General features: G+C 60.1%; 16 protein-coding genes and 1 pseudogene. 7 read left to right on the forward strand and 10 right to left on the reverse strand.

The annotated features are described in order from the left end of the window. Positions 1 to 74 precede the first annotated feature (74 nt). Positions 75 to 3,200: an FG-GAP-like repeat-containing protein gene (locus IC761_RS27465; protein ID WP_195799811.1), complete on the reverse strand. Its 3,126-nt coding sequence runs from the start codon at positions 3,198 to 3,200 to the stop codon at positions 75 to 77. Between the two features lie 234 nt (positions 3,201 to 3,434). Further along, positions 3,435 to 6,491: a Calx-beta domain-containing protein gene (locus tag IC761_RS27470; RefSeq protein ID WP_195799812.1), complete on the reverse strand. Its 3,057-nt coding sequence runs from the start codon at positions 6,489 to 6,491 to the stop codon at positions 3,435 to 3,437. A 383-nt stretch (positions 6,492 to 6,874) separates the two neighbouring features. Here IC761_RS27470 and IC761_RS27475 point away from each other — a divergent pair, with 383 nt between their 5' ends. After that, positions 6,875 to 9,148, forward strand: a complete 2,274-nt coding sequence (locus tag IC761_RS27475; RefSeq protein WP_195799813.1) for a hypothetical protein — start codon at positions 6,875 to 6,877, stop codon at positions 9,146 to 9,148. Positions 9,149 to 10,360: 1,212 nt separating this feature from the next. Here the strand turns inward: IC761_RS27475 and IC761_RS27480 are convergent. The 4 genes and pseudogenes from IC761_RS27480 to IC761_RS35945 form a co-directional block, all read right to left on the reverse strand. Beyond that, complete coding sequence (locus IC761_RS27480) at positions 10,361 to 11,116, reverse strand: hypothetical protein (RefSeq protein WP_195799814.1); 756 nt, start codon at positions 11,114 to 11,116, stop codon at positions 10,361 to 10,363. 541 nt (positions 11,117 to 11,657) lie between these two features. Then, positions 11,658 to 13,096, reverse strand: a pseudogene (locus tag IC761_RS27485) (IS1182 family transposase). Between the two features lie 237 nt (positions 13,097 to 13,333). Then, positions 13,334 to 13,585, reverse strand: a complete 252-nt coding sequence (locus tag IC761_RS27490; RefSeq protein ID WP_195799815.1) for a hypothetical protein — start codon at positions 13,583 to 13,585, stop codon at positions 13,334 to 13,336. A gap of 49 nt (positions 13,586 to 13,634) precedes the next feature. Further along, positions 13,635 to 13,979 (reverse strand): PIN domain-containing protein, encoded by a 345-nt coding sequence (locus IC761_RS35945; protein WP_246791330.1) that lies wholly within the window; start codon positions 13,977 to 13,979, stop codon positions 13,635 to 13,637. A 389-nt stretch (positions 13,980 to 14,368) separates the two neighbouring features. On the opposite strand from IC761_RS35945, the gene IC761_RS27500 reads away from it, so the two are divergent. The 3 genes from IC761_RS27500 to IC761_RS27510 all read left to right on the forward strand — a co-directional run bounded on the left by IC761_RS27500 (position 14,369) and on the right by IC761_RS27510 (position 16,216). Further along, complete coding sequence (locus IC761_RS27500; protein WP_195799816.1) at positions 14,369 to 14,623, forward strand: type II toxin-antitoxin system prevent-host-death family antitoxin; 255 nt, start codon at positions 14,369 to 14,371, stop codon at positions 14,621 to 14,623. Between the two features lie 9 nt (positions 14,624 to 14,632). After that, entirely contained in the window at positions 14,633 to 15,058 is a 426-nt protein-coding gene (locus tag IC761_RS27505; RefSeq protein ID WP_195799817.1) for a hypothetical protein, read from the forward strand. Positions 15,059 to 15,724: 666 nt separating this feature from the next. Continuing rightward, positions 15,725 to 16,216, forward strand: coding sequence for a YciE/YciF ferroxidase family protein (locus tag IC761_RS27510; protein ID WP_195799818.1), 492 nt, complete (start codon positions 15,725 to 15,727; stop codon positions 16,214 to 16,216). Between the two features lie 54 nt (positions 16,217 to 16,270). Here IC761_RS27510 and IC761_RS27515 read toward each other — a convergent pair whose 3' ends face one another. Further along, entirely contained in the window at positions 16,271 to 16,594 is a 324-nt protein-coding gene (locus IC761_RS27515; RefSeq protein WP_246791331.1) for a hypothetical protein, read from the reverse strand. 182 nt (positions 16,595 to 16,776) lie between these two features. Beyond that, entirely contained in the window at positions 16,777 to 17,655 is an 879-nt protein-coding gene (locus tag IC761_RS27520; RefSeq protein WP_246791332.1) for a hypothetical protein, read from the reverse strand. A 217-nt stretch (positions 17,656 to 17,872) separates the two neighbouring features. Here IC761_RS27520 and IC761_RS27525 point away from each other — a divergent pair, with 217 nt between their 5' ends. Continuing rightward, on the forward strand, positions 17,873 to 18,298 hold the full coding sequence (locus tag IC761_RS27525) for a hypothetical protein (protein ID WP_195804893.1): 426 nt from the start codon (positions 17,873 to 17,875) through the stop codon (positions 18,296 to 18,298). A gap of 930 nt (positions 18,299 to 19,228) precedes the next feature. Here the strand turns inward: IC761_RS27525 and IC761_RS27530 are convergent. After that, positions 19,229 to 19,627, reverse strand: coding sequence for a hypothetical protein (locus tag IC761_RS27530; RefSeq protein WP_195799819.1), 399 nt, complete (start codon positions 19,625 to 19,627; stop codon positions 19,229 to 19,231). A gap of 170 nt (positions 19,628 to 19,797) precedes the next feature. Here IC761_RS27530 and IC761_RS27535 point away from each other — a divergent pair, with 170 nt between their 5' ends. Next, on the forward strand, positions 19,798 to 20,052 hold the full coding sequence (locus tag IC761_RS27535; RefSeq protein ID WP_195799820.1) for a hypothetical protein: 255 nt from the start codon (positions 19,798 to 19,800) through the stop codon (positions 20,050 to 20,052). A gap of 735 nt (positions 20,053 to 20,787) precedes the next feature. Here the strand turns inward: IC761_RS27535 and IC761_RS27540 are convergent. After that, positions 20,788 to 21,177, reverse strand: a complete 390-nt coding sequence (locus IC761_RS27540; RefSeq protein WP_195799821.1) for a hypothetical protein — start codon at positions 21,175 to 21,177, stop codon at positions 20,788 to 20,790. Between the two features lie 539 nt (positions 21,178 to 21,716). Here IC761_RS27540 and IC761_RS27545 point away from each other — a divergent pair. Next, on the forward strand, positions 21,717 to 22,031 hold the full coding sequence (locus IC761_RS27545; protein WP_438265056.1) for a PilZ domain-containing protein: 315 nt from the start codon (positions 21,717 to 21,719) through the stop codon (positions 22,029 to 22,031). Positions 22,032 to 22,296 lie beyond the last annotated feature (265 nt).

Consider the following 22,296-nt stretch of genomic DNA (forward strand, 5'->3'; position numbering starts at 1 on the left):
GACTTTGCTCATCCTCGCAGGCAGCCGGCACGTCCCGCTCAGTTTGCAAGACATGCCGGCTGACGCCTCCAGCATCAGATCGTGTGCCAGTTGATGGAGTGGGAACCGACAGTCTCGTTGTCGGTGACGTGGTCGCCGTCCATCTGCAGCTCGGAAACGTGACCGCTGGCGTTCTGAAGCAACACGTCCGCCTTGCCGTCATGGTTGTAGTCGCCGGTGCCGATCACTGTCGAGCCGGGCGCATTGCCCACGGTGGTGTTCGAGGCGATGTGGTCGCCGTTCATCTGCCACTCTGCAAGCTTGCCGTTGGCATTCTGCCAGAGCACGTCGGTCTTGCCGTCGCCGTTGAAGTCGCCGGTGCCGGCCACCTTCCAATCGGATCCGACCGAGCTAACCGTCGTGTTCGAGGCGATGTGGTCACCGTTCATCTGCCACTCCGCCACCTGGCCCTTGCTGTTCTCCCAGAGGACGTCGGCCTTGCCGTCGCCGTTGAAGTCGCCGGTGGCGATCGCATGCCAATCGGTTCCGACCGAGCCGACCGTGGTGTTGGAGGCGATGTGGTCGCCATTCATCTGCCACTCCGCCACCTGGCCCTTGCCGTTCTCCCAGAGCACGTCGGCCTTGCCGTCGCCGTTGAAGTCGCCGGTGCCGATGGCATGCCAATCGGTTCCGACCGAGCCGACCGTGGTGTTGGAGGCGATATGGTCGCCGTTCATCTGCCACTCCGCCACCTGGCCCTTGCTGTTCTCCCAGAGGACGTCGGCCTTGCCGTCGCCGTTGAAGTCGCTGATGCCGATCGAATGCCAGTCGCTACCGACCGAACCGACCGTGGTGTTCGAAGCGATGTGGTCGCCATTCATCTCCCACATCGCGACGCTGCCCTTGCCGTTCTCGAACAAGACGTCGCTGATGCCGTCGCCGTTGAAGTCGTTGGCGACATGATGCGTGACGGGGGCGACGGGATGCGCGTCCGAGGAACTCGTATCCGAAGAATGCGTATCCTGGGAATGCGTATCCGACTGTGGGACGGTGGTCTTGTCGCCGGTCGAGACGGCGCCCGGCGTAAAATCCTGCGGGTTGAAGTGCTTGATGCCGTCGGCGAATTTGAGGAGCTCGATGTTCTTGAGCGTGTCGGTGCCGTCCGGCGAGCCGGCGCGTAGGTCCGTGATGGTGGTGACGCCATCGACGACGGTGATCTTGTAGTCGGCAAAATTGCCGCTGTAGACTGCCTCGTTGAGACCACCCTTGCCATCCAGGGTGTCGTTGCCTCCACCCCCGGTCAGGGTGTCCGCGCCGGCGCCGCCCGTGATGACGTTGTCGAGCGAGTTGCCGACGCCATTGAAGTTGCCGGTGCCGACATAGGTCAGGTTTTCAATGTTGCCCTTGTTGAAGATTCCCGCCGCATGGGTGTCGGGCAACGCGTAGCTGGACAGCGTCGTCCGCACTTCATCGATTCCGCCCATGTCCCCGACGTTGAGCATCGACGGCCCGTTGTTTCCGTACTCCGTCACGGTGTCGGCGGCGTTGTCGACATAGTAGATGTCGTTGCCGGATCCACCGATCATCAGGTGCGCGCCACCGCCGCCAACGATGACGGCATTGGTGACATGCTCAGCCGAGAGAACCTCGCTGCCGCTTCCGCCGAAGACGACCGTGGAGTGAGTAGCGTCCGTGTAGGCCTTGAGGTCACTGACATTGACCGTCTTGTCAGCGAACTGAATGTGCTGGATGTTCTTGAGCGTGTCGGTTCCGTCCGGCGAGCCCGGAACGTTCCAGCCAAGCGACCGCTGGTCGGCAACGGTCACCGATCCGTCCGCGTTGAAGGTGACGTGATAATCGGCCTCGTTACCGGTAAACTTCGCCGTATTGTCGCCGGAGCCGCCGTCAAGCGTGTCATTGCCCTTGCCGGTGACCAGCGTGTCGTTGCCGTCGCCACCGAGCAGCGTGTCGCCGCCGCTGCCGGCCTTGATGAGGTCGTTGTTGGCCGTTCCCATCCAGGTGTCGGCATGCGTGCTGCTGCTGCCGTCGATCAGGTTCATTCCGTCCGTCGTCAAGCGGTAGATCGTGACCGAGTTCGTCACGGTCTGGGAGTCATAGTCGACCCAACGCTCCTTGATCACGTCGCCGCCATTGTCGACGACCTCGATCTGACCGGGGTGCATGCCGTCCGCATTGAGGCCAGCGACCACCGTGGTCGTGTGAAATCCACCGCCATGAGCGGAGTCCCAGCCCATACGGACAATGTCGCCCGGCTTGACCAGAGTCTGCCAGTTTGACACCGCGCCACCATCGGACCCGCGATACGCGATCCGCCAGAAGCCGCCTTCCTGGTTGGTGGCCGGTGTTTCCGTAACGATGTCCTTGCCGGCGACGATCATGTCTGTTGACTGCTGCGTCACGGGATCAAGCGGCGCGCCGGCAGCGGCCGCGATATCCATTGCAATCCAATGGCAATCATTCTTGTCCGCCACGCCATTCTCGAGCGCAGCGAAGTGCTGCGCAGCAGCAACAACCTCGGCTGCGGTTGGAACATGGGAGGCGACGAAGCCGGCCTTGAGCGTGTTCACGAGGGTCGTATCGACCGGCGTCGTCGACATGCCGGGAAACTGCCTGAGCTGGCCATCGCCCAAAGCGCTGGTGAAGGGAGAGTGGAAAGTCGCATTAGGGTCGAGCGTATGAGAAAGGCCGTTATTGCCGGTGAGAATCGAGACCGAAGGCGTGGCATGTGTATCGCCGAGCAGATAGGTGGCCTGGTCAAATTGCTTCGGAATCGAGCTGACGTTCAGCTCCTGGTAGTCGGTGCTGCCATCGCTATTATGGGCAATCGGGACCTGAACGAAGACGTTCGGCATGATGTTGTTGCCGACCTTGATCATCACGTTTGCAAAGTCAGAGCTTTGGACGGTGACCGGCTGGAAGCCACCCTTCTGTGTGCTGGCTTTAATATTGTCCCCCACCACCGAAGTGACCGTCTGGTGCGCCGGATCCCAATAGGAAAACGGATCCAGCGCTGTGCCCGCCTTGTCGGTTCTATTGGCGAAATAGTCGGAGCCCCAATACCCGATGTTCACGCTCGTAATCGAGCTGGCTTGGTCGCCATAGGCCTGTTTCAAAAGATCCAGCAGGCTCACCTCGCTAACGCCAGGTGTCCCGGTGATGGTAACGGGAAGTGCGTCTCCGAAATAGGTATTGTCCACCATGGTAACCCCCCTTGTCCGTCGTGTTTCCCGATGCGATGTAGGAACTCTATCCTTGGGCTGGACGAATGATTGCAATCCAGATCACACAATGCGGCCGGCGATGCCCAAGATTGAAAGTGACGTGCCTCACGCTGATGCCGAGACTGCCTTTGTGGCTATGATCAGGTAGCCGAGACCACTGGTATCGGCTACCGCTCTTAATCATCCTTACCGATCTTGCCTGAGACCGTTTGCTCAGATCGTGTGCCAGTTGATGGAGTGGGAACCGACAGTCTCGTTGTCTGTGACGTGGTCGCCGTCCATCTGCAGCTCGGAAACGTGACCGCTGGCGTTCTGAAGCAACACGTCCGCCTTGCCGTCATGGTTGTAGTCGCCGGTGCCGATCACTGTCGAGCCGGGCGCATTGCCCACGGTGGTGTTCGAGGCGATGTGGTCGCCGTTCATCTGCCACTCTGCAAGCTTGCCGTTGGCATTCTGCCAGAGCACGTCGGTCTTGCCGTCGCCGTTGAAGTCGCCGGTGCCGGCCACCTTCCAATCGGATCCGACCGAGCTAACCGTCGTGTTCGAGGCGATGTGGTCACCGTTCATCTGCCACTCCGCCACCTGGCCCTTGCTGTTCTCCCAGAGGACGTCGGCCTTGCCGTCGCCGTTGAAGTCGCCGGTGGCGATCGCATGCCAATCGGTTCCGACCGAGCCGACCGTGGTGTTGGAGGCGATGTGGTCGCCATTCATCTGCCACTCCGCCACCTGGCCCTTGCCGTTCTCCCAGAGCACGTCGGCCTTGCCGTCGCCGTTGAAGTCGCCGGTGCCGATGGCATGCCAATCGGTTCCGACCGAGCCGACCGTGGTGTTGGAGGCGATATGGTCGCCGTTCATCTGCCACTCCGCCACCTGGCCCTTGCTGTTCTCCCAGAGGACGTCGGCCTTGCCGTCGCCGTTGAAGTCGCTGATGCCGATCGAATGCCAGTCGCTACCGACCGAACCGACCGTGGTGTTCGAAGCGATGTGGTCGCCATTCATCTCCCACATCGCGACGCTGCCCTTGCCGTTCTCGAACAAGACGTCGCTGATGCCGTCGCCGTTGAAATCATTGGCGACGTGATGCGTGACGGGAGCCGGCGCGACATCGTCATTGATGATATTGCCGGTGCCCTGGGCGTGCGAGATCGTCGCACCATTGGTCGCATCCGAGAGGTTGACGTGGAAATTCTCGTTACCCTCGACTTTGGTGTCGCCGTTGACGACGATCGACACCGTCTGGGTGTTGACGCCATCGGCAAAGTGCACCGTGCCCGACTTGGCGACATAGTCGCCGTCAGCGGTGGTGGCCGAGCCGTCCGCCGTCGCAAAGTGCACGTCGAACGCAGCGCTACCGCCGGCGCGGGTCAAGGTAAAGGTCTCGATCTGCTGGCCGTTGTTGCCTTCCGTGATCTGTACGTCGTTGATCGACACCGAGCCGGCGACCGGGGCGACATCGTCATTGACGATGATGCCGGTGCCCTGAGCGTGCGAGATCGTCGCACCGTTGGTCGCGCCCGAGAGGCTGACATGGAAGTCCTCGTTGCCCTCGACCTTGGTGTCGCCGTTGACGACGACCGACACCGTCTGGGTGTTGACGCCATCGGCAAAGTGCACCGTGCCCGACTTGGCGACATAGTCGCCGTCAGCGGTGGTGGCCGAACCGTCCGCTGTCGCAAAATTCACGTCGAACGCAGCGTTGCCGCCGGCGCGGGTCAAGGTAAAGGTTGCGATCTGCTGGCCGTTGTTGCCTTCCGTGATCTGTACGTCGTTGATCGACACCGAGCCGGCGACCGGGGCGGCATCGTCATTGACGATGATGCCGGTGCCCTGAGCGTGCGAGATCGTCGCACCGTTGGTCGCACCCGAGAGGTTGACGTGGAAGTTCTCGTTGCCCTCGACCTTGGTGTCGCCATTGATGACGACCGATACCGTCTGGCTGACAGCGCCCTGGGCAAAGTGCAGCGAGCCGGACTTGGCGACGTAGTCACCATCAGCCGTGGTGGCCGAGCCGTCCGCTGTTGCGAAATTCACGTCGAAGGCAGCGTTGCCGCCGGTGCGCGTCGCGGTAAAGGTCGCGACCTGCTGGCCGTTGTTGCCTTCCGTGATCTGCACGTCGTTGATCGACACGGAGCCGGCGACCGGAGCCGGCGCGGGAGCCGGATTCGGATCGGGAGCCGGCGGCGTCGGCGAGAGATCGACCGTCTGATCGTTGAACTGGATCTTCTCGACCGAGACCAGCTTGTCGGTCACGCCATGACCTGAAACGGACACGCTACCGTCGGCATTATGGACGATCTGGTAGTCGGCCTTGTTGCCAGCGAGCACCGCGGTGTCGATGCCGGCGCCGCCCTGCACGGTGTCGCTACCGCTGCCGACCTTGATGAGGTCGTTGAAGTTGTCGCCCTGAATGGTGATGTTGTGCGTTTCCGTGCTCTGATCGATCAGATATTGGCCATCGGTCGTGAGCCGGTAGATCGTGACACTACCCGCAATGGTGTTGAGGTCGGCCGGGTGCTCGCTGATGACCCCGTTCGAGTTGTCGACAACCATGATCTTGCCGGGGTTGTGCGGGTCCGAATTGAGGGCGCCGGTCACGGTGACGGTGTGTTCGGTGACGCTGCCGTTCCCGTTCACCACCCTCATGCGGACGATATCGCCGGCCTCCACCTGGCTCTGCCAGGCATCACCACCGCCGATGCCGGAAGCAGCGATTCGCCAGAAGCCCCCCGCCTCGTTCGCCGGCTCGCCAGTCAGGCCCGTGCTACCCGTGTTTGAGTCGAGCGTCGCTCCGGCAGAAGCCGCGATGTCGCTCGCGATGCCGTGGCAATCGTTAGAGTTGGCGACGCCACCTTCGGTGCTCGCGAACATCTTCGCGGTCGACACGATATCGGCCGCGGTCGGCACGTGGTCGGCCGGGAAATTCGCATCCAGGTTTTGCTGAAGGGCTGTGACGCTGAGCGTACGCATGGCGTCCCAGTTGCTGTTTTCCGGCAGCGTCACGAAGATGTTCGAATTGATGTTGTTGCCGATCGTGATCTGCACGTTCTTGAAGTCGGCGAAGTTGATGGTTCCGGTGGCGCTGATCTGGGTCGCGTGCGGATCAGCCGGATTCCAGTAGCTCCCGAAGACGGGGTTCTGGCCAACGAAAACGCTCTGGATCTGATTGACGTTGTCGCCGTACGCCTGCTTCAGCATGTCGTACAGGCTCACTGTCGAGCCTACTTGGCCACTGATCGCAACCGGCGCCGCATCCTGATAATTCGTACCCATGATAATTCTCCAGCCCTAACGGCATCCGGTCCGTCATCCGGCGATGGTCGTCCCCCACCGCATGCAGCAATCCTAGAAGCGAGTTCTCCGTCTGGTCGTGATCGTCATCACACTCTGAGTTTTGTGACCGACCTCACACCGCGCATCCGCTGTCCAGTGCCCCTCACCTGCATCTGTCGTCTGCGCGAGCAAGGGCAGCCTACGGTGACTCCGTTTCAGCTCGACTTCACGGAGATAGCGCTTCGGTTTCAAACCCACCGTTTTGGGTCTGCGCACTCTTCGTGACCTCCATCACAATCGCAATCTCCGTCGTGACGTCCATCACAGTCGCGATGAGCGGGTCGTGGCAAATCTCGCTCATCATTCAACGGATGGAGGGTTCCATGTCTTTCGGCAGTTTTTTAAGTGGAGTTGCCAAGGTCGTCACCGCGCCGGTGAAAGCCGTCGTCAATACCGTGGAACATGCGGTCAGCGATGCTGGTCACGCGGTCAGCGACGCGACTCATGCGGTCGGTTCGGGTCTGAGCAGCATCGCGCACACCGTCGAAAATGGCGCGAGTTCGGCGTTCACGACCGTCCTCGGCGGAGCGCAAAGCATCGTCAATCTCGGACTGCACGAAGGCGCGGCGATCGGCTCGGCCGTCGGCCACAGCTTCTACAATATCGGCTCATCGGTGGGCTACGGGGTGGTCAGCGGCTTCAAGACCATCGGGGACGCGGGCCTCAAGTTCGGCTCCGAACTCGGTCATACGGCCAGCAGTTTCGGCTCCGCGATCGGACATGGCATGAGCTCCATCGGCAGTGGCTTCGTGCATACCGCCACTGACGTTCTCAGCACCGGCGTCAAACTTGGTGGCGACGTTTTTCACACCGCCGGCAACGTCGGCGGAGACGTTTTCCACGCCGTGGGCAATCTCTCGCAGGGCAACGTTGGCGGCGCGTTCGGCGACCTCAGCCACGCCGGCAAGGATGTCTTCAGCGGTGCCAGCCATATTGTCACCGATACGGCGCACGGCGTCACGAACGTCGCTGGCGACGTCGGGCACACGGTGACGGGTCTCGGCCATGCAGCGGTCGAAGGCGGCGGTGCGCTGGCCTCGGGTGCATTGCAGATGGGCGGCACGGTTCTCGGTGCGGCGGGCGATCTGGCCAAGAATTACGAGCACACGATGGGCACCGTCCTGGTGAACGGCGTGGACGCGCTGGGTGCGATCGCCAAAGGCGAAGTCGCTTTCGGCTACGGCACGGCGGGAATCGTCGCACACACGGTCGGCACGCCGGTCGGCGACTTCTATGCCAACGTTTTCAAGCACTACAGCGACGCCGCAACCGGCACCCTGGATCACGTCAACAATGCGATCGACGGCGCCGTCAACAAGGCGACGACCTATGGCGGCGACCTCGCCAATTCGCTCGGACATGGCGCCGACAAGCTCGGCCATGACGGCGGCCAGGTGATCAGCGACATCTCCCACGGCAACTTCTCTACCGCGGCTCATGACATCGGTCAGTTCGGCAGCGATCTGTTCGAGGCTGGCAAGCAGTTTGCCGGCGCGGAAAAGGAAGGTATTGAAGCGCTGGCCGCAGTCGCCAACGGCATCAACACCACGCTGAACGGTCTGAACGAAGCGATGGCGCGGGCCGGTGGCGGCTTCGTCTCGGCGATCGGCGAAACGATCGGCGGTCATGCCGGTCACGTGATCTCCGATGCCGGCGACGGGCTCGGCAAGGCCACGGCGATGACCTCCGACCTCGTCCAGGGCAATTTCGAGGGCGCGGCCAAGGAAGGCGCCAAGGAGCTTGGCGGAATCGCCGGCGAGTGGGTTGGCGACCAGGTCAAGCATGTCGCCAACGATCTCGGCGACAAGGTCGGCGGCATTTTCGGCGATGGCATCAAGGCTCTCGGCGGTGCCGCGGTCGACGGCTTCAAGGACTTGGGCAAGTCAGCGGCGGGCGCCGCGGCCGACAAGGGTCTCGATATGGTCAAGGGCGGCGACGATCATTCGCCGAATACGGATAAATCCGCCGACGGTTCTCATTCTCAGTCGACGGAACACACGAGCAACAACGACTCCCTGCTCGACAAGGCGTTGCACGCCGCCGAACAGGCCAAGGATGATGCGATCCACAAGGCGACCGACCTCATCGACAAGGTGAGCCACGATCCCCAGGTGCTGCTCAACATGGCTGCCGACGCGCTCAAGGACCACCTCATCAAGGATCCGAGTGCTGCGCTCAACAAGCTGTTCGCGACAGCGGCAAATGCCAGCTCGCATGGTCAGGCCGATGCGCACACTGCGGACGCAACGACGGGAACGTCGCATGCCGCCCTGACTGCCGACACCCACGGTACGGTGCCGACTTTCGGCGGCGACTCGGTGGAAAGCCTGTTCGCCCAGCACACCACGGCTGGCAGCCACGGCGCCGTGACGGTTCAGGACGTGCTGCACACGATCTCGGAGCTCAATCCGATCCTGGTGTCGGCGCTCCATGCCGTGGACGCCGGGCATGCCTCGGGTTCGGAAGCCAATCTCTTCGGCAGCCACGACCTGCTGGCGTCGCATCCCGCCGTTCCGCACTTTGACGCGGGCATATCAATCCACTCGGAACTGATGCCGACGTCGCCTACTGAGCACGCTCATCAGCTCTTCGGCTAAATGCGGTCCATGACTAGGATTGGCCCCGTCTCTGCCATGGCGGGGCCGATTACATTTCGGCGCAAGCAAGACCGCATAGTTGATCGGTCAAGGAGCGGCCCAGCGAGCACAATCAGTTGCTGGCGCTTTGCGCGGCCGTCGAGATCGTGAAGGCCGTATGCCTCCTTCGCGAGCATACTGTTGAGATGGAGAAGACGTTCAGGTCGGCGCAGCGCCACGCTTCGCGAAAAGTCCGTTTGGGCAGCTGACTTAGTTACCGCCATTGGCCCTTCGCGTCATTTCGCTGCGCTGTGGAATTTGGTCGCAATCGGGGCGGACTCTGGCAAGTCGTCCGCCCAGGGGTGGGCAGCGGAAATCCAGGATGCTCCGATGCGCGCGAACCGGCAGCACGATGTTCTGGCTTCCGCCTTCATGGAAGCCTGGTCTCGCCTCTTCCGCGCTCGCGCAGGGAGGATGCGGTCGTGGAGGGAGCAGTCGGCCGGCGATCGCAAGCAGCAGCGGAGGATGGCGCCGAGCCAGGCCCTGCCTGCCTGCCAGACGATTTGGGCGCCATCTTTGTACTTGAGCGAGCACATCTCGGCGCCTCGCGCTTTGATGGCCGCGGAGACGCAACCGCTGCCAATACTGTAGGGGTCCTCGGTCATGAGTAAAGATTTCAAACGTTTCCGACCTTCTTAGACTAGCAGGCTTAGACTAGCAGGTCACCGAAGCCGCGCAACTCACCCACGTCCCGGGCCCTTCGCAGGCACAGACAAATTGGGTTCGTTTTGCCAGTTTTCTACCCAACTATGGGTCCGGTGTGCTGAAGCATGCCTGCCGCTCGACGGCGTTGCCTATGGGCTCGACACTCATAGCGCTCCAATGCCACCAGGCGCCGCACTTGCGTAAGAGACGGAGATTGCAAATCCAGCGTTGCGAGCATGGTTTTTCGTACAACTGCAACTCGCAGCAACTGCGCTTGCGCTTGTGCAATTTCGAGCACCGCCATCCGCTGTAACTGGCTAGCGCCTTCCGGGATCATAAGCTCCGCGAGCCTGTATTCCTGTATCCCGGCCGGCGGATCAGCGTCTGGAGACGTTGCCAAACCATGGCGCAGTGCATTGCGGCTTGACCTTGAACGACCGGCTGCGCTCTTTGGCCCTGTACTCCGCTTGGCATTCTCGCGATTGGCTCTGATCTGCTTTTCAGTGGCCATGGTGATACGCGCCTAATTCACTGGCCAGTTTTGCTTTCGCCTCTTGGCAAGACCGAGTTGGCTAGTTTGATGAACATCTCCTCGCCGCTCGATGCCTCGCTCAATTCGTGGGAGGGCAGAGCGTGACCATGATGATGTGCATCACAATTGTCGTTCGCTCCCCTATTCAGCTCTTGGCAAGGCCCGTTCACCTCTTGGCAAGGCTGGGGACCACCCTCATGACCCGCAGTGACATCGCCACGCGATTCTGACTTCACCTCTTGGGAAGGGCGGCGCCTTCTTATTTCGTTTTGAAGCTTTCGGCGGCTGCGCTCCCGCGATGAGACCATCCCCTCCAACATCAAGATGGCGTCGCTGTTGTTCTGCGCCGACCGGGCGAGCAGCTCTGCTTCCGTGATTCCAAACTTCGCAAGCCGCGATCGAACTTCTTCTCTTTCTTTCTTGGTCGCGCTGAAATACCTGTTCGCCCAGCGATCTGCCTTGCCTACCTGCGACTTCGATCCATCTTCCCCGGGCGGGATCTCAGTCAAGAACTGCTCCACTGCAAGCCGCTGGCCGCCGCGGATAATGGCGTTAGTAGCGCGCCGATAAGTACGTTCTTCCCATAGCTTCGTGACAAGGTCGTTAAGCGCGATCCAATCCAGCAAAGATTCCGGCCGGTGCTCGTCGATCATCGCGGAGAGGATGTTCCAATAGAGACTCGGGTCTTCGCCCTCGAGCAGGACAGGCTCAACGAAAAGTCCGATGATGTGATCCGGGATCTTGTTGGCCAAAACGTGCGTAGCTTTAGTCTGGGCTTCGACTCGTACTCGCATTGTTACTCCGATTGCTGGCCCGACGAATCAAACCATACTGTTTATCCGCCGATATTCCAGAGGCGCGAGAGGTGATATTTTTCTCCGTTAATTTCGCTTAACGAGTTCGCTAGTCGAAGCTGTCCAGCGCGCGGATCATTCGTTCACATCCTTCTCGTCCTTCTGATCCAACATGTGACAGTCTTGTGCGCTTTGGTCAAAACCATGGAGAGGTCAATGCGTTTTCGAAGCACGCGGCGCGGTTGCGCGTGCTTGGTGCGGACGCCGATCTTTGCGCCACGGTGCTCGTAGTCCAAATAGTCGCTATAGCCGCTCCACCTATGAACTCGCGCCTGTTCATATCGCACCACCAATGCCTCACGTGCGCACGCGCGTTAAGCGCATGGTCCAAGCATAAGGCAGCATACCCGAGATCAGGCTTGGCGTTTCCTGTGGGTCTTGGTTGTGTAAAAACACACCGTCTTAGATGAGCCGATAGCAAGCCAAGGCCGGTTCGGTCTCAGGCCGCGATCGCATAGCTCAGCGGCCTGATCCCGACGATGTTGATGACCCGTGTTAGGTTATAGGCCAGAACCGAGAGTGCCATCTCGGCGGCTACTTTTGGGAGCGTTTTAGTTAGGAAGTGTGTCGCTCCCATGCGGGCCTTCATCGTGCCAAACGGATGCTCGACTGTCTCGCGACGTTGGCGCATAGCGAGCGGGTTCGCATCAAGGCGCTGCTGAACAGCATCGAGCAATGCTCATGCTCCCATCTTGGAATCCGCCGCTCTGGCCCGGTCGTGCATTGAGATTTGAGCGAACAATTTTGACAGGCCGTGGTCCAGTAGCGCCTTATCCGCTTGCCATCTTCCTCGCCCGTAAAGCGATACGGCAGTTGCTCCCCAGCCGGACAGCGATATGCGTCTTCCTCCGGCAAATAGACAAAGTCCTGCTTGCCGAAGCGTCCATCCGACTTGGCGCCCGACGTTTGCGGCTTGGGCAGAGTTACCGTGATGCCGGCCTCGTGGCAGGCGAGGATCTCCGGACTGCTGAAGTAGCCGCGATCGGCAACGGCCTCGAGCGTCTCGGTCTTTAGAACAGCCTTTGCCTGCCTGGCCATATTGGCAAGCTGAGCCCGATCCGAGCCGCTGTTCGTTACCTCATGCGTGACAATCAGATGGTGCTCGGTATCCACGGCGACTTGCACGTTGTATCCGACAACACCGGACCCGCGGCCGCTGGTTGCCATCGAGCGGCTATCCGGATCAGTCAGGGAGATTTGCTGGTCGGGCGAAGCCAGCATCTGCTTCTCGTAAGTAGCAAGCTTGCCCATTTCGTCCTTCAGTTTTGTGAGCTTCTCATTGAGCCTCGTCACCTTCGCGGCCAGCGCTTCGGTCGGCTCGTGTCGGTCAGCCGTGTCAAGCTGGCTCAGATACCGCGCGACGCTCTCCTCCAGCTGAGCACGACGCCGTTCCACCTTCGCTCGTGTGAAGTTCCTGTCCCGGTTGTTCACGGCTTTGAACTTGCTGCCATCGATCGCAACGCTCGCCGTCGCCAGTAAACCTATCTCTCGGCAGAGTTCAACGAAGCGCGCACATACCTTGCGGAGTGCCAGGCCGCTGTCCTTGCGGAAGTCGGCAATCGTCTTGTGATCGGGAGCCAGACGACACAGCAGCCACATCACCTCAACATTGCGGCCGGCTTCCCGTTCGAGCCGTCGGCTCGATTGCACCCGGTTCAGATAGCCATAAATGTAGAGCTTCAGGAGAACCGAGGGATGATACGACGGCCGACCCGTTGCGGCCGGCTCCGCTCCCTCAAAGCCCATCTCGGCCAAATCGAGCGCATCGACAAACACGTCGATCACTCGAACAGGGTTGCTCTCGTCAATGAAATCATCGAGGCATTCGGGCAATAACGTCAATTGCCCACGATCAGCCTGCTCAACGAAGCGCCTCATCAGCTTCCCCCGCAGAATCACGAGAGAATCATACCAAAGCAGTGGCGTTTTCACACAGCCAGGGTCAGTAGCGGAAATACTCGCACCGAGTTCATCTGGTCCGGTTTGCCTCGGAAAGCGGACGTCCCATCGCACGGTTTACGAGCACTCGCCCTAGATGATGTCTCATAGTGCAGGAAATCGTTCGGCAGTAATAAGCGGGCGGTCATCATCATCGCTCGGATCGCACCGACCTAGTCATGCAGCAAGAAAGGGCGCAGCTACGGCATCAGGCCCTGCATCAAGTGGGGCGAAAACTATTGACCCCTTCTTGGTTTTGACCCTTTGAACGACTCTGAGTTTTTCCAGATCAGAAACGCACTGTTTGCGGCTTTCGATCGGCCTTCTGACGCGCCGGTGTCTGAGATCGGCTTTTTGAGGCCAGAGTTGCAGACGAACCGGAATCGCGCCGTTGCTGACCACGTGAATAATATCTGCTTCATCGTCCATGCGATCACGTGGCGTGGAATTGTGCCTCGGGCGCGCAGCGGTTCCTCGGTCATTGTCCTGATCGGATGACTCCAGGCAAATGCGTGACACCAACCCGGTTACTTTTTCGAGGAGGATCTCCAACCGTTGCTGTTCTTGACGGACTAGCGAAAGGCGACAAACGATTGATCACCGAGCTTTTCGCCACACCGTCCAAAAAAGCCCACCCCGCCGCCGCCAGCTTGTCCCTGCGTTTGCCGCGGGGCAGCGCGCCGATGCCGAACAACAGTTCGGCGATGCTGACGCTGGAGAGAAACACCGTCTCAGCCGCCTGGGCGTCGAGCCAGTCGCCGACCGATGGATGCAGTTCGGGCTTCATCGCCTCGGAGACCACATTGGTTTCGAGCAGGATCATTCGAAGCGCATCGGCTCAGCGGCACGTGCGTGGCGGCCGTGTTCAAGCGCCTCGACATCGGAATTGGTGGGACCGGCCTTCCGGCTCATCTCTGAACGAACGGGGCCGAGCCGCAGCTGGCTCTCGGGACGCGCGGCGGCGGACTTTCAGGGCGCGATGGGCCTCCTCGGAGAGGTTTCGGATGGTGACCCAGCCAAAGCATTGTTCGGTTTTCGGCTGCTTTGATATCATTTTCAAGAGTGATCGCCGCGGCTTACGCGCCACCGAACCGCCAGATCGGGACGCCGAGGCTCCTCGTTAAAGCGATCCCGCCACTCGCTCAATTGACATAGACGTTCGCGTATTATACGTATAATATGTATATTGATGGTTCTTTGAGGTACCCTGCCATGGTCCGAACGACCGCTTTGGAGTTCCAACGCAAATTCGGCGAGTTTCAACATCAGGCGCGGCGAGAGCCCGTGGAGATTACGCGCCATGGGCGGCGGGAGTCCGTGCTGATGTCGGCGGAGCACTATGACTGGCTGACGGCGGCGGCAAAGCGCAGCCACCGGACGACCGACGCGACGGACGCGGTGGTCGATGCGGTTCAACGGGCCGAGATGGACCCGCAACATAGCGCGCTCGACGAGTTGCTCAAGTAAGCGAGCTGCATGGCCTTTCCAGAACCCAAACCGGGCCTTGTCGTCCGTTATGATTATCTCTGGACTCATGAAGCTGCTGCAGGACACGATCAAGGAAAGGATCGTCCGACTTGTCTCGTCGCCGCCAGCGACAGCCAGAGCAATCCACGCTTTGTGGTCCTGCTGCCGATCACCCATATGCGGCCGGGAGGCGATACAGTCGGCATCGAGATCCCCGCAAAAGTCAAACAAGCGATCGGCCTCGACGACACGCCGAGTTGGGTCATCGTCTCCGAACACAACGTTGACGAATGGCCGAATGCTGGTCTCTCACCTGTCCCGGGCAAATTGGGAGTGTTTGGTTACGGCTTCATTCCGCCAAGCCTGTTTGCCCAGATAAAGGCCAAATTTCTCGAGCTGGCGCGGCAGAACAAGAGCAGCGCGGTGCGGCGCTGATAGAGCGGAGCGCTACGAAAAAGCCCAGACGAAACGGATGGTAGGCATTACACGAAACGTTTCACCCACCGTTTCAGAAACGGCCCTAGATACAGAGCAGAGTTAGAGACAGAGATCAGCTGGTCTCGCTCCAGGGATCGATGATCATTAGACCTGCGGCTTGAACGCATTCGTGTCGCGCGATGCCACGGCGAACCCGTGCGCGCCGACGATCACATCACCCGCGCTCGTCTCGCCTCCGCTATCCCGGCCAGCTCCGACGAGACGAGCGCTACCGTCAAACACCGACGCACGAAAGGGTCAGGGCTCCCTACTAGCTTCGCCAGCGCCCCGTGCTGCGGCCGGCGCAAGTTCGTTGCGGGCTGCCCGGAGGACGGGCCGGTTCCTATGGGTCCAGCCGTGCGTGCAGCGTTTGCAGGAGTTCGGCCGGCAAGCGATTCCGTCGCACCCGACCTCGAGACCGATCGGCTTTACGGCGCAGGCCAGGTCCATGGGCGCCGCCAACGGACCCTAGCAACTAGCGCTGTGGGCGCCTTAGCCGTCCGGCTTTGCACTCAAAGCAGCGAATGAGTAAGCGGCTAACCCGGAATCCAGTCGCATCCGACAACAGGAACGATGCGGTGGCGCGATGATTGAGTGCCAACATATCAACCCGTCGGAGGCACCATGGAAAAAGATCTCAACGCTTTGTTTCTCGATACCCTGAAGGACATCTACTACGCCGAAAAGCAAATCTACAAGTCGCTTCCGAAAATGGCGGAGGCCGCAAATTCGGACAAGCTCAAGGCCGCATTCGAAAAGCACCATGAGGAGACCGAAGGTCAGATCGAGCGGCTCGAACAGGTTTTCGAACTCCTCGGCAAGGCCGCCCGGGGCAAAAAGTGCGATGCCATCGAAGGCATCCTTGAGGAGGGCAAGGAGATCATGGAGGAGTATGAGGACGAGCCGGCGCTGGATGCCGGGCTTTTGGCGGCGGCGCAGGCCGTCGAACATTATGAGATATCGCGCTACGGCACGTTGAGATCATGGGCCGCCAAGCTTGGAATGAAGGACGCGGTGAGGCTCCTTGACCAGACACTGGCCGAGGAAAAGAAGACCGACGACACCCTGACCCAACTCGCCGACAGCGAAGTCAACGCGGTCGCGCAAGCCGCCTGATCGATCCTGGAAGTCCCGGTCCGGCCGGGGCTTCCTTCTTCTAATCTTATGGACCTAGCCGAAGACTTTTGCGCGCAAGGCGGTGAACCAGCCCCAGAGCTGGGCGAACCACGGCAGCGTCAGCAGCTTGGGTTTGACGATCCTGAACAACCGTTCGACAAGCAGCAAACTGGCGCCGTACGCCACGACGATCATTGCAGTGCCGGTGACCCAGTTCCCATCGCCGGCGACGGCAACCGCGATCAGCTTCAAAGGCTCGACGACGCTGGCGGGCAACAGCAGCAGCGCCAAGGATTGATAAGGGCCGAGCAGCTCGATGCGGGCACGAAGTTTCTTCCCGCCCCCCTCGGTGCCGGCTTTTCTGCGCAAGTCCATCATCAAAACATCGGGCCACAAACGATTCGGCGTCGCGAGCTCCAGGTGCAGCACGCGACGCCGAATGGCAACGATTTACGACCTCCGCGCCGCTCAGTGGTGCAGCAGCATGATCAGGATGATGAGCGGGATCGGAATTCCAAGCAACCAAAGCAGAATAGGCATCGATCTCTCCTTTTCCAAAGTTAGCGATTAAATGCGGTCTTGCCGTAGCTCTTCTTTCCCCACGTCCCGTCGCGGAGCCCGCCGCCTTCCATCGCCGCAGCCGCGGCGGAGAACGCGCCGATGAACAGCGACAGCGTCAGCCAGATCGCAAGCTGCATGGCCGTCTTGCGCGCGCGATCGAGGTCGGCCTTGACCTGATTGGACACGTCGTTGACGCGCTTCTCGGCGTCGCCCTGGCTCAAGCCCGTCCGCGCCGAGACCACCTTGGCGACGTAGGCCCGGTCGGCGGGATCGAGACCGCCGTCCTTGCGGAAGCTGGTCGTGAACAAACGGACCATCTGGGCGTGGGTGTCGGACGAATCCTGCTGCGCTTGAGCGGACGGATTATCGGAGCGAAGCAGCGTGTCGACGTATCCATCCATCGGCGATGATTGCGCAGAACTCGTCGCCGCCGCGGTCGTCCCGGAAGCCGCCCCGCCGATCAGCGAACCGGCCGGTGACGCAAGAACCATCGCGCCGAAGACCGATGCGACCGCCCACGCCAAAAAGCCGTGCGCCGTGTCGCGGAATTGCACTTCGCCGGTATGGATTCCCGTCCATTTGGTCCGCAAACGGCCTGCCAGATAGCCTCCGACCGCCGAGGAGACCATCGCCATCACGATGAAATAAAGACCGGTGCCGATCTCAAACGTCGTCGACGATACCCCCGACCCGGCCCACGGAGAGACCACAGCAAAGCCCAAGCCTGCTCCGAATGAAAGGAGCAGAAGCGTGAGCGCGCAGGATGCCGCGGCGCCCGCAAGAACGGCAGCCCAAGACACGCCAGCAATCGTTGGTTCAACCAATTCCGATTCCGTCCGAACGGATTGAGGCGACATCGCTTCCATCTTCGCTTCCATCTTCGTTTCCTCGCGATTGACTTGATCTGCTCAAAGAATGCGCATCGGAAACAGAAGTTCCAGGACTGAACTCAGGGTGCGCGGCAACGGAAAAAACACAGCGTCAAGTCGACCACGACTGCGGCGCCGCCAACCCTTTAACCATCATCCACGAGCCGCACCCTTGTACAGGCGGAGGCCCGGCTGTGCTGCGGCGCTAAGGGTTTGCTCCTCACGCATGCCACTGCTGAGCGTCATGGCTGCGGAAAACGAAGGTCCGCCGGTTCAAACTTGGCCGGCCAACGACCTCGTACTCGAAGGTGACGCCCTCAAGATCGTTCTCGTCGACTTGCGCTTCCGCCGCAGCGAAAAGGGGAGACACGATTGCGTCGATGACACACCTGTTGTTTCGGAACGGTCGCAGCCGGTCCGCTTGCGCGCGTCGATCGCGTTCAAGAGGAACGCTCCTAGGTTTAAAGGTTTTTATCTTCAATACACGGGAGCAAACATGAGCCAGGAAACACCCAAGGACGATCCGCGGCAACGGGCCGACCAGAAGACGCACAAGCAGACGGATAAGCCATGGAGGGGCAATCCGGAACAAGAGCAACGAAACGAAGCCGACGTCGACCTCGAAAATTGGCAGAAGACCAATACACACTAGGCTAGGGAAGCCATCAACAGAGCTGGAGCTTCACGATGAGTAAACTACTTCCGATAGCAGCCGCATTCTTCGTCCTGTCGATTGTCGGCGCCTCGGCGCAACATGCCGGTACCCCGAGCGGACGAGGAGCAGTCACCGGAGATCCTGCGGCCAGCTCGACGGTACCGAGCAGAGATCCTCGTGGCACCACAGGCTTATCCCCCAGTTCGCGCAGCGGAAGCGGCACCTCCACGTCTGGCGGCAAGGACGACAATGGCGATCAGGGCCGAGACAAAATGCCGGACAGCAACATGACTGTCAGGCCGGAGGGGCAGCAATCGGAAAGGCCCCGCTAACGCCCGTGGCGGTCGTCGCGATTGACTTCGGTTGTATCGATCGCCAACTGATGAGATCGTAGCTTCCGCCCCGTTCACGGACAGGCCAGTAGCAATCTTTGCGGCGAAAGATGCCTTCGCGGTGCACGAGCCTGAAGCGCTTCGAAAACCGCATTGCAGTCTGGACAGACAGATATGACGCGTGTCGGGTCTGAGTTGGAACGGTCGAACCGTGCCATCACCTCCTGCGCGCAAGCGGAGACTAGGCGGTTCGGCGCCAGACTTGGAGAGGCATTAAACCGAAAATGCCTGTACCGGGTGCGTCCATATCGGTTCCCAAGTCAATGCTCTTTTGATTGCCGAAGTTCCGATTTCGCGAAAGGGCCGCCATTGCGGGCCCTTGGCGGCCCTTCTTTCTAATTCCCAAAACGTCGAGGGGAAAGTGGAGGCGCCTTTTCCCTGAGGGCTTTGTCACCGGAATCGTCGTTGTCCGGAGAATCACTGGAGTGTAGGAATGTCCGCAAACGCGGGGGCGTTCCTATGAAGTTGCTAACCGAATATCTTGAGCGCGCAGTCCAGCTTGAACAGATGGCGGCCGCTGAGCCGGATTCGGTGTTCAAAGAGCAGCTTTTGCAACAAGCAAGAGCCTATCGGAAGCTTGCAGCCAAACGGGCGCAAGACTACGGCCTTCCGCCTCCGAGTCCGCCTGCAAAAGGGTAGCGAGGTAGACAGCAGCCTCGTCATTGCGCTGGATAGGCGTGCCGAAGGTGGGGAGGTTGATCGTGTTCTTCGCACCAGGCCTGCTCGCACATTCGCACCTGAACATACGCACTGTTCTCCCGGTAACGGGGTCAAGCATAGCCCGAACGTGTGCGAGCTTCTTTCCACACAGGTTGCAGGATCCGACGCGGCCGGGGTCGTAGCTGGAAAAAACTTCGTTCTTAAATTCGTTGTTCACGGCGATTTCCACAAAGAGGCGCCATTCTATAAGTGACAAAGTGAACATTCGTTCCATCAAAGGCTTCAGAAGCCACAATCTGGGTAGGTCTAGCATGGGCCGGCTGCCGATAGAATTTGCGTCCGAACTGGCTGGATGGGAGCGGATGTTGCAACGTAGTTCAGGCTGGAACGATTTGTCGCATCCGCCCGTTTGCTTTCATCTACAACGTAGCTTGGAGCAGAACGATGAGGAAGTTTTTGTTTGTTGCCGCGCTTGTTAGCGCTGTCGCCGCGCCCGCATTCGCGGAAGAGATAGGGGTCCGGGCGGGTCCGGTTGGTGCAGGCGTCACGGTCGGCGAGACCCGTGATCGCCCAGTCGAGCGTGATCACACCACGGTCGTGAAGGAGCGCGAGCCCACGACTGAGAGTAAGACCGTCATCAAGAAGGAAGACAGTGACGGCAATCGAGAAAAAACCGTCATTCATCACGACAATGACTAAGGCGCAAAAGCCCCGGTTAACCGGGGCTTTTTAGTTATTTGAAGCGCTTGGGCCGCGCGCGCTTAGGATCGTTCATCTCACTTCGCGTCAGCGATCGCCAGCGGACTAAATCATAGCTTCCAATCTCATTCCAGGATCGGCCAATAGCGGGCTTTGCACCGAACATGCCTTTGGCGGATGCGCGAATGAAGTGCCCTGTAAGGCGCAGGGCAGTCTGAACAGACGAATACCACGCGCGCCGCCTCCGGGCTTGACTCTCGTGTCCTACCCACAGCGGAGAGACGGCCCCGGCTGGGGGGCTTTTGGGGGGCTGGAGGCCGGGACCGCTCCGCCAGCTCGGCGGCGAGCCAGCAGCAGAACAAGCACTGCGGCGCGCAGCAGTTCCCACCGCGCGCGGATTGTAGTTGCCCGATGCAGCGGGGCCGCCGGTTCACGTTGGCTGGACTCGTCGGCTCACCAGGTCGGCGGCAATTTCTTTGGTTCTCGGATCGAGAAATACGAAGGCCGCAACGACACGAAATCGTTGCGGCCCGCGCATGATCAAAATGAAACCGGGTAAAAAAGATCCAAGTAAAATATGCAGCCAGCCCCGGTAAGGACGCTTCTAACCGAGCTTCGTTCCCGACGCGAGTCCTTTTCGCAAGTTCCGAAAATGAAACCGCCAGGTCCCTAATGCAGCTTGGACTGAGTGAGGAAAGGCGGCGCCGGGGGGTGGCTTCCGCTGGAGGCTCCATGTTAGCAACTTATCGTGCCGTGCAGATCGCGCGGAACGTCGCGGTGCCGGCCGCAGGAGCTTGTCTCTTCAGCGAACGCCTGCGGTCGTTCGCAGTCACGTATCTCCGGGAGGATCGCCGCCGCGATCCGTTCGGCTGGGTTGTTGAGCACGATCTTTGTCCGCTGGTTGCTCTTGGCCTCGGTCGTCGCGTACAATTCCTTGCTGGGCCCCTGATCGACTCTCAGGCCTCGGCATGCCCGCTTGTCCGCCATGTTTGCCGCCCATGTCCTGGCGGCCTTCCAAATCGTTTTCTTTTGGCATTTTATGCTCCGATGGCTCACGGCGAGATCCTTCGGAACCGCCGGACCGAAGCAAGCTTCGGCGCTTCCCGTGGCACCGACGATCAACATAGCGGTGCGGTCATTGTCCCAAAGCGGGGCGCAGGCCACGGTTCCAAAGTCATAGCGGTTTCAAGGGGTCGTCATCGGGATGCACACACTTGTCCGGGTAATTTGGCGCAATCTTTTTACCCGCCGGCTCCCAGGTCGTCGGGTTACTCACATGGCGTCGCCGATCTCTATGCCGTATCGTGCCGCTAACTGTTTGCATCATTGGGCGCGTTCGTCAGCGGGCCCCGTAGTATGAACTATCGATACGGGTGAGCGTCCCCCCTTGGCATGGGAGCTGCGACGTCGAAGCCAGCCGTTAGGCGTGAAACTTGGTTCAAGTGCTTGTGCATGGAGCGCGACATTCTCAAAAAGTCGATCGCGATCTTTGCCGGAACCCGACATGACCTTCCGCTTCATCGAGGACCAGCGGGACGCCTAACTGAGCGTTCAACATTTGGTCTATGCATGTGAGCGGCTGGGTTCAAAAGTGCACACAAGGGCACGTTTTCCGATCGACAAACTCTTAGCAATTCTCTGCAAAGCTGATGGCGGAGGAGACAATGCCGAACAGAGACCCGCCGCAAAGGGTCGCCTTTGAGCGACCGTTACCTGCTCAAATGATGGCGATCGATGGGACCTGGCAGCGCCCGTGCACAATCAAGGACATCTCTCAGGACGGTGCGACGCTTCTCGCCGAAGCGTCGATCGAAGGGCTCGCTTTGAAGGAGTTCTTCCTCCTCCTCTCTTCCACAGGCCTTGCTTATCGCCGATGTCAGTTCGAGGGGGTGAACGGAGCCGATATCTTGGTGAGCTTCTTGCGACCAAACGACAGGTGCAAAAAGATGACGCGCGATCTGGAGCAATTCGTGCGGTGAGGGTTTTCAGTTCTTTGACCCGCCGTCGTGCCATTGGCGAAGAGTAGGAACCGTGGTGCATCCTTCAATGTTGAAAACCAGCGGTCGTCCCACGGTCGCGGCCTATCATGTTGGAGCACCCAAATGCGATCGCAGGAATTGAAAATTGCGCTGTTCTTTTCCGGGATCATTGCTGCCGCATGTTTCGGCGCAGCGGCGATCGCGGCCCGGCTCCTCTGATTTCGGCTCAACCGGAAAAAAGCCGGCTCTGTTGCGGGCTTCAGAC

Origin of the sequence: Bradyrhizobium commune (assembly GCF_015624505.1) — a bacterium.
In the GTDB taxonomy this organism is placed as follows: Bacteria; Pseudomonadota; Alphaproteobacteria; order Rhizobiales; family Xanthobacteraceae; genus Bradyrhizobium; species Bradyrhizobium commune.

Bases quoted from the DNA above. Each gene is read 5' to 3' on its own strand.
- IC761_RS27465 (WP_195799811.1), bottom strand. From the start codon at position 3,200: ATGGTGGACAATACCTATTTCGGAGACGCACTTCCCGTTACCATCACC.
- IC761_RS27470 (WP_195799812.1), bottom strand. From the start codon at position 6,491: ATGGGTACGAATTATCAGGATGCGGCGCCGGTTGCGATCAGTGGCCAA.
- IC761_RS27475 (WP_195799813.1), top strand. From the start codon at position 6,875: ATGTCTTTCGGCAGTTTTTTAAGTGGAGTTGCCAAGGTCGTCACCGCG.
- IC761_RS27490 (WP_195799815.1), bottom strand. From the start codon at position 13,585: ATGGACGATGAAGCAGATATTATTCACGTGGTCAGCAACGGCGCGATT.
- IC761_RS35945 (WP_246791330.1), bottom strand. From the start codon at position 13,979: ATGATCCTGCTCGAAACCAATGTGGTCTCCGAGGCGATGAAGCCCGAA.
- IC761_RS27500 (WP_195799816.1), top strand. From the start codon at position 14,369: ATGGTCCGAACGACCGCTTTGGAGTTCCAACGCAAATTCGGCGAGTTT.
- IC761_RS27505 (WP_195799817.1), top strand. From the start codon at position 14,633: ATGGCCTTTCCAGAACCCAAACCGGGCCTTGTCGTCCGTTATGATTAT.
- IC761_RS27510 (WP_195799818.1), top strand. From the start codon at position 15,725: ATGGAAAAAGATCTCAACGCTTTGTTTCTCGATACCCTGAAGGACATC.
- IC761_RS27515 (WP_246791331.1), bottom strand. From the start codon at position 16,594: ATGATGGACTTGCGCAGAAAAGCCGGCACCGAGGGGGGCGGGAAGAAA.
- IC761_RS27520 (WP_246791332.1), bottom strand. From the start codon at position 17,655: ATGGAAGCGAAGATGGAAGCGATGTCGCCTCAATCCGTTCGGACGGAA.
- IC761_RS27525 (WP_195804893.1), top strand. From the start codon at position 17,873: ATGCCACTGCTGAGCGTCATGGCTGCGGAAAACGAAGGTCCGCCGGTT.
- IC761_RS27530 (WP_195799819.1), bottom strand. From the start codon at position 19,627: ATGGAACGAATGTTCACTTTGTCACTTATAGAATGGCGCCTCTTTGTG.
- IC761_RS27535 (WP_195799820.1), top strand. From the start codon at position 19,798: ATGAGGAAGTTTTTGTTTGTTGCCGCGCTTGTTAGCGCTGTCGCCGCG.
- IC761_RS27540 (WP_195799821.1), bottom strand. From the start codon at position 21,177: ATGTTGATCGTCGGTGCCACGGGAAGCGCCGAAGCTTGCTTCGGTCCG.
- IC761_RS27545 (WP_438265056.1), top strand. From the start codon at position 21,717: ATGCCGAACAGAGACCCGCCGCAAAGGGTCGCCTTTGAGCGACCGTTA.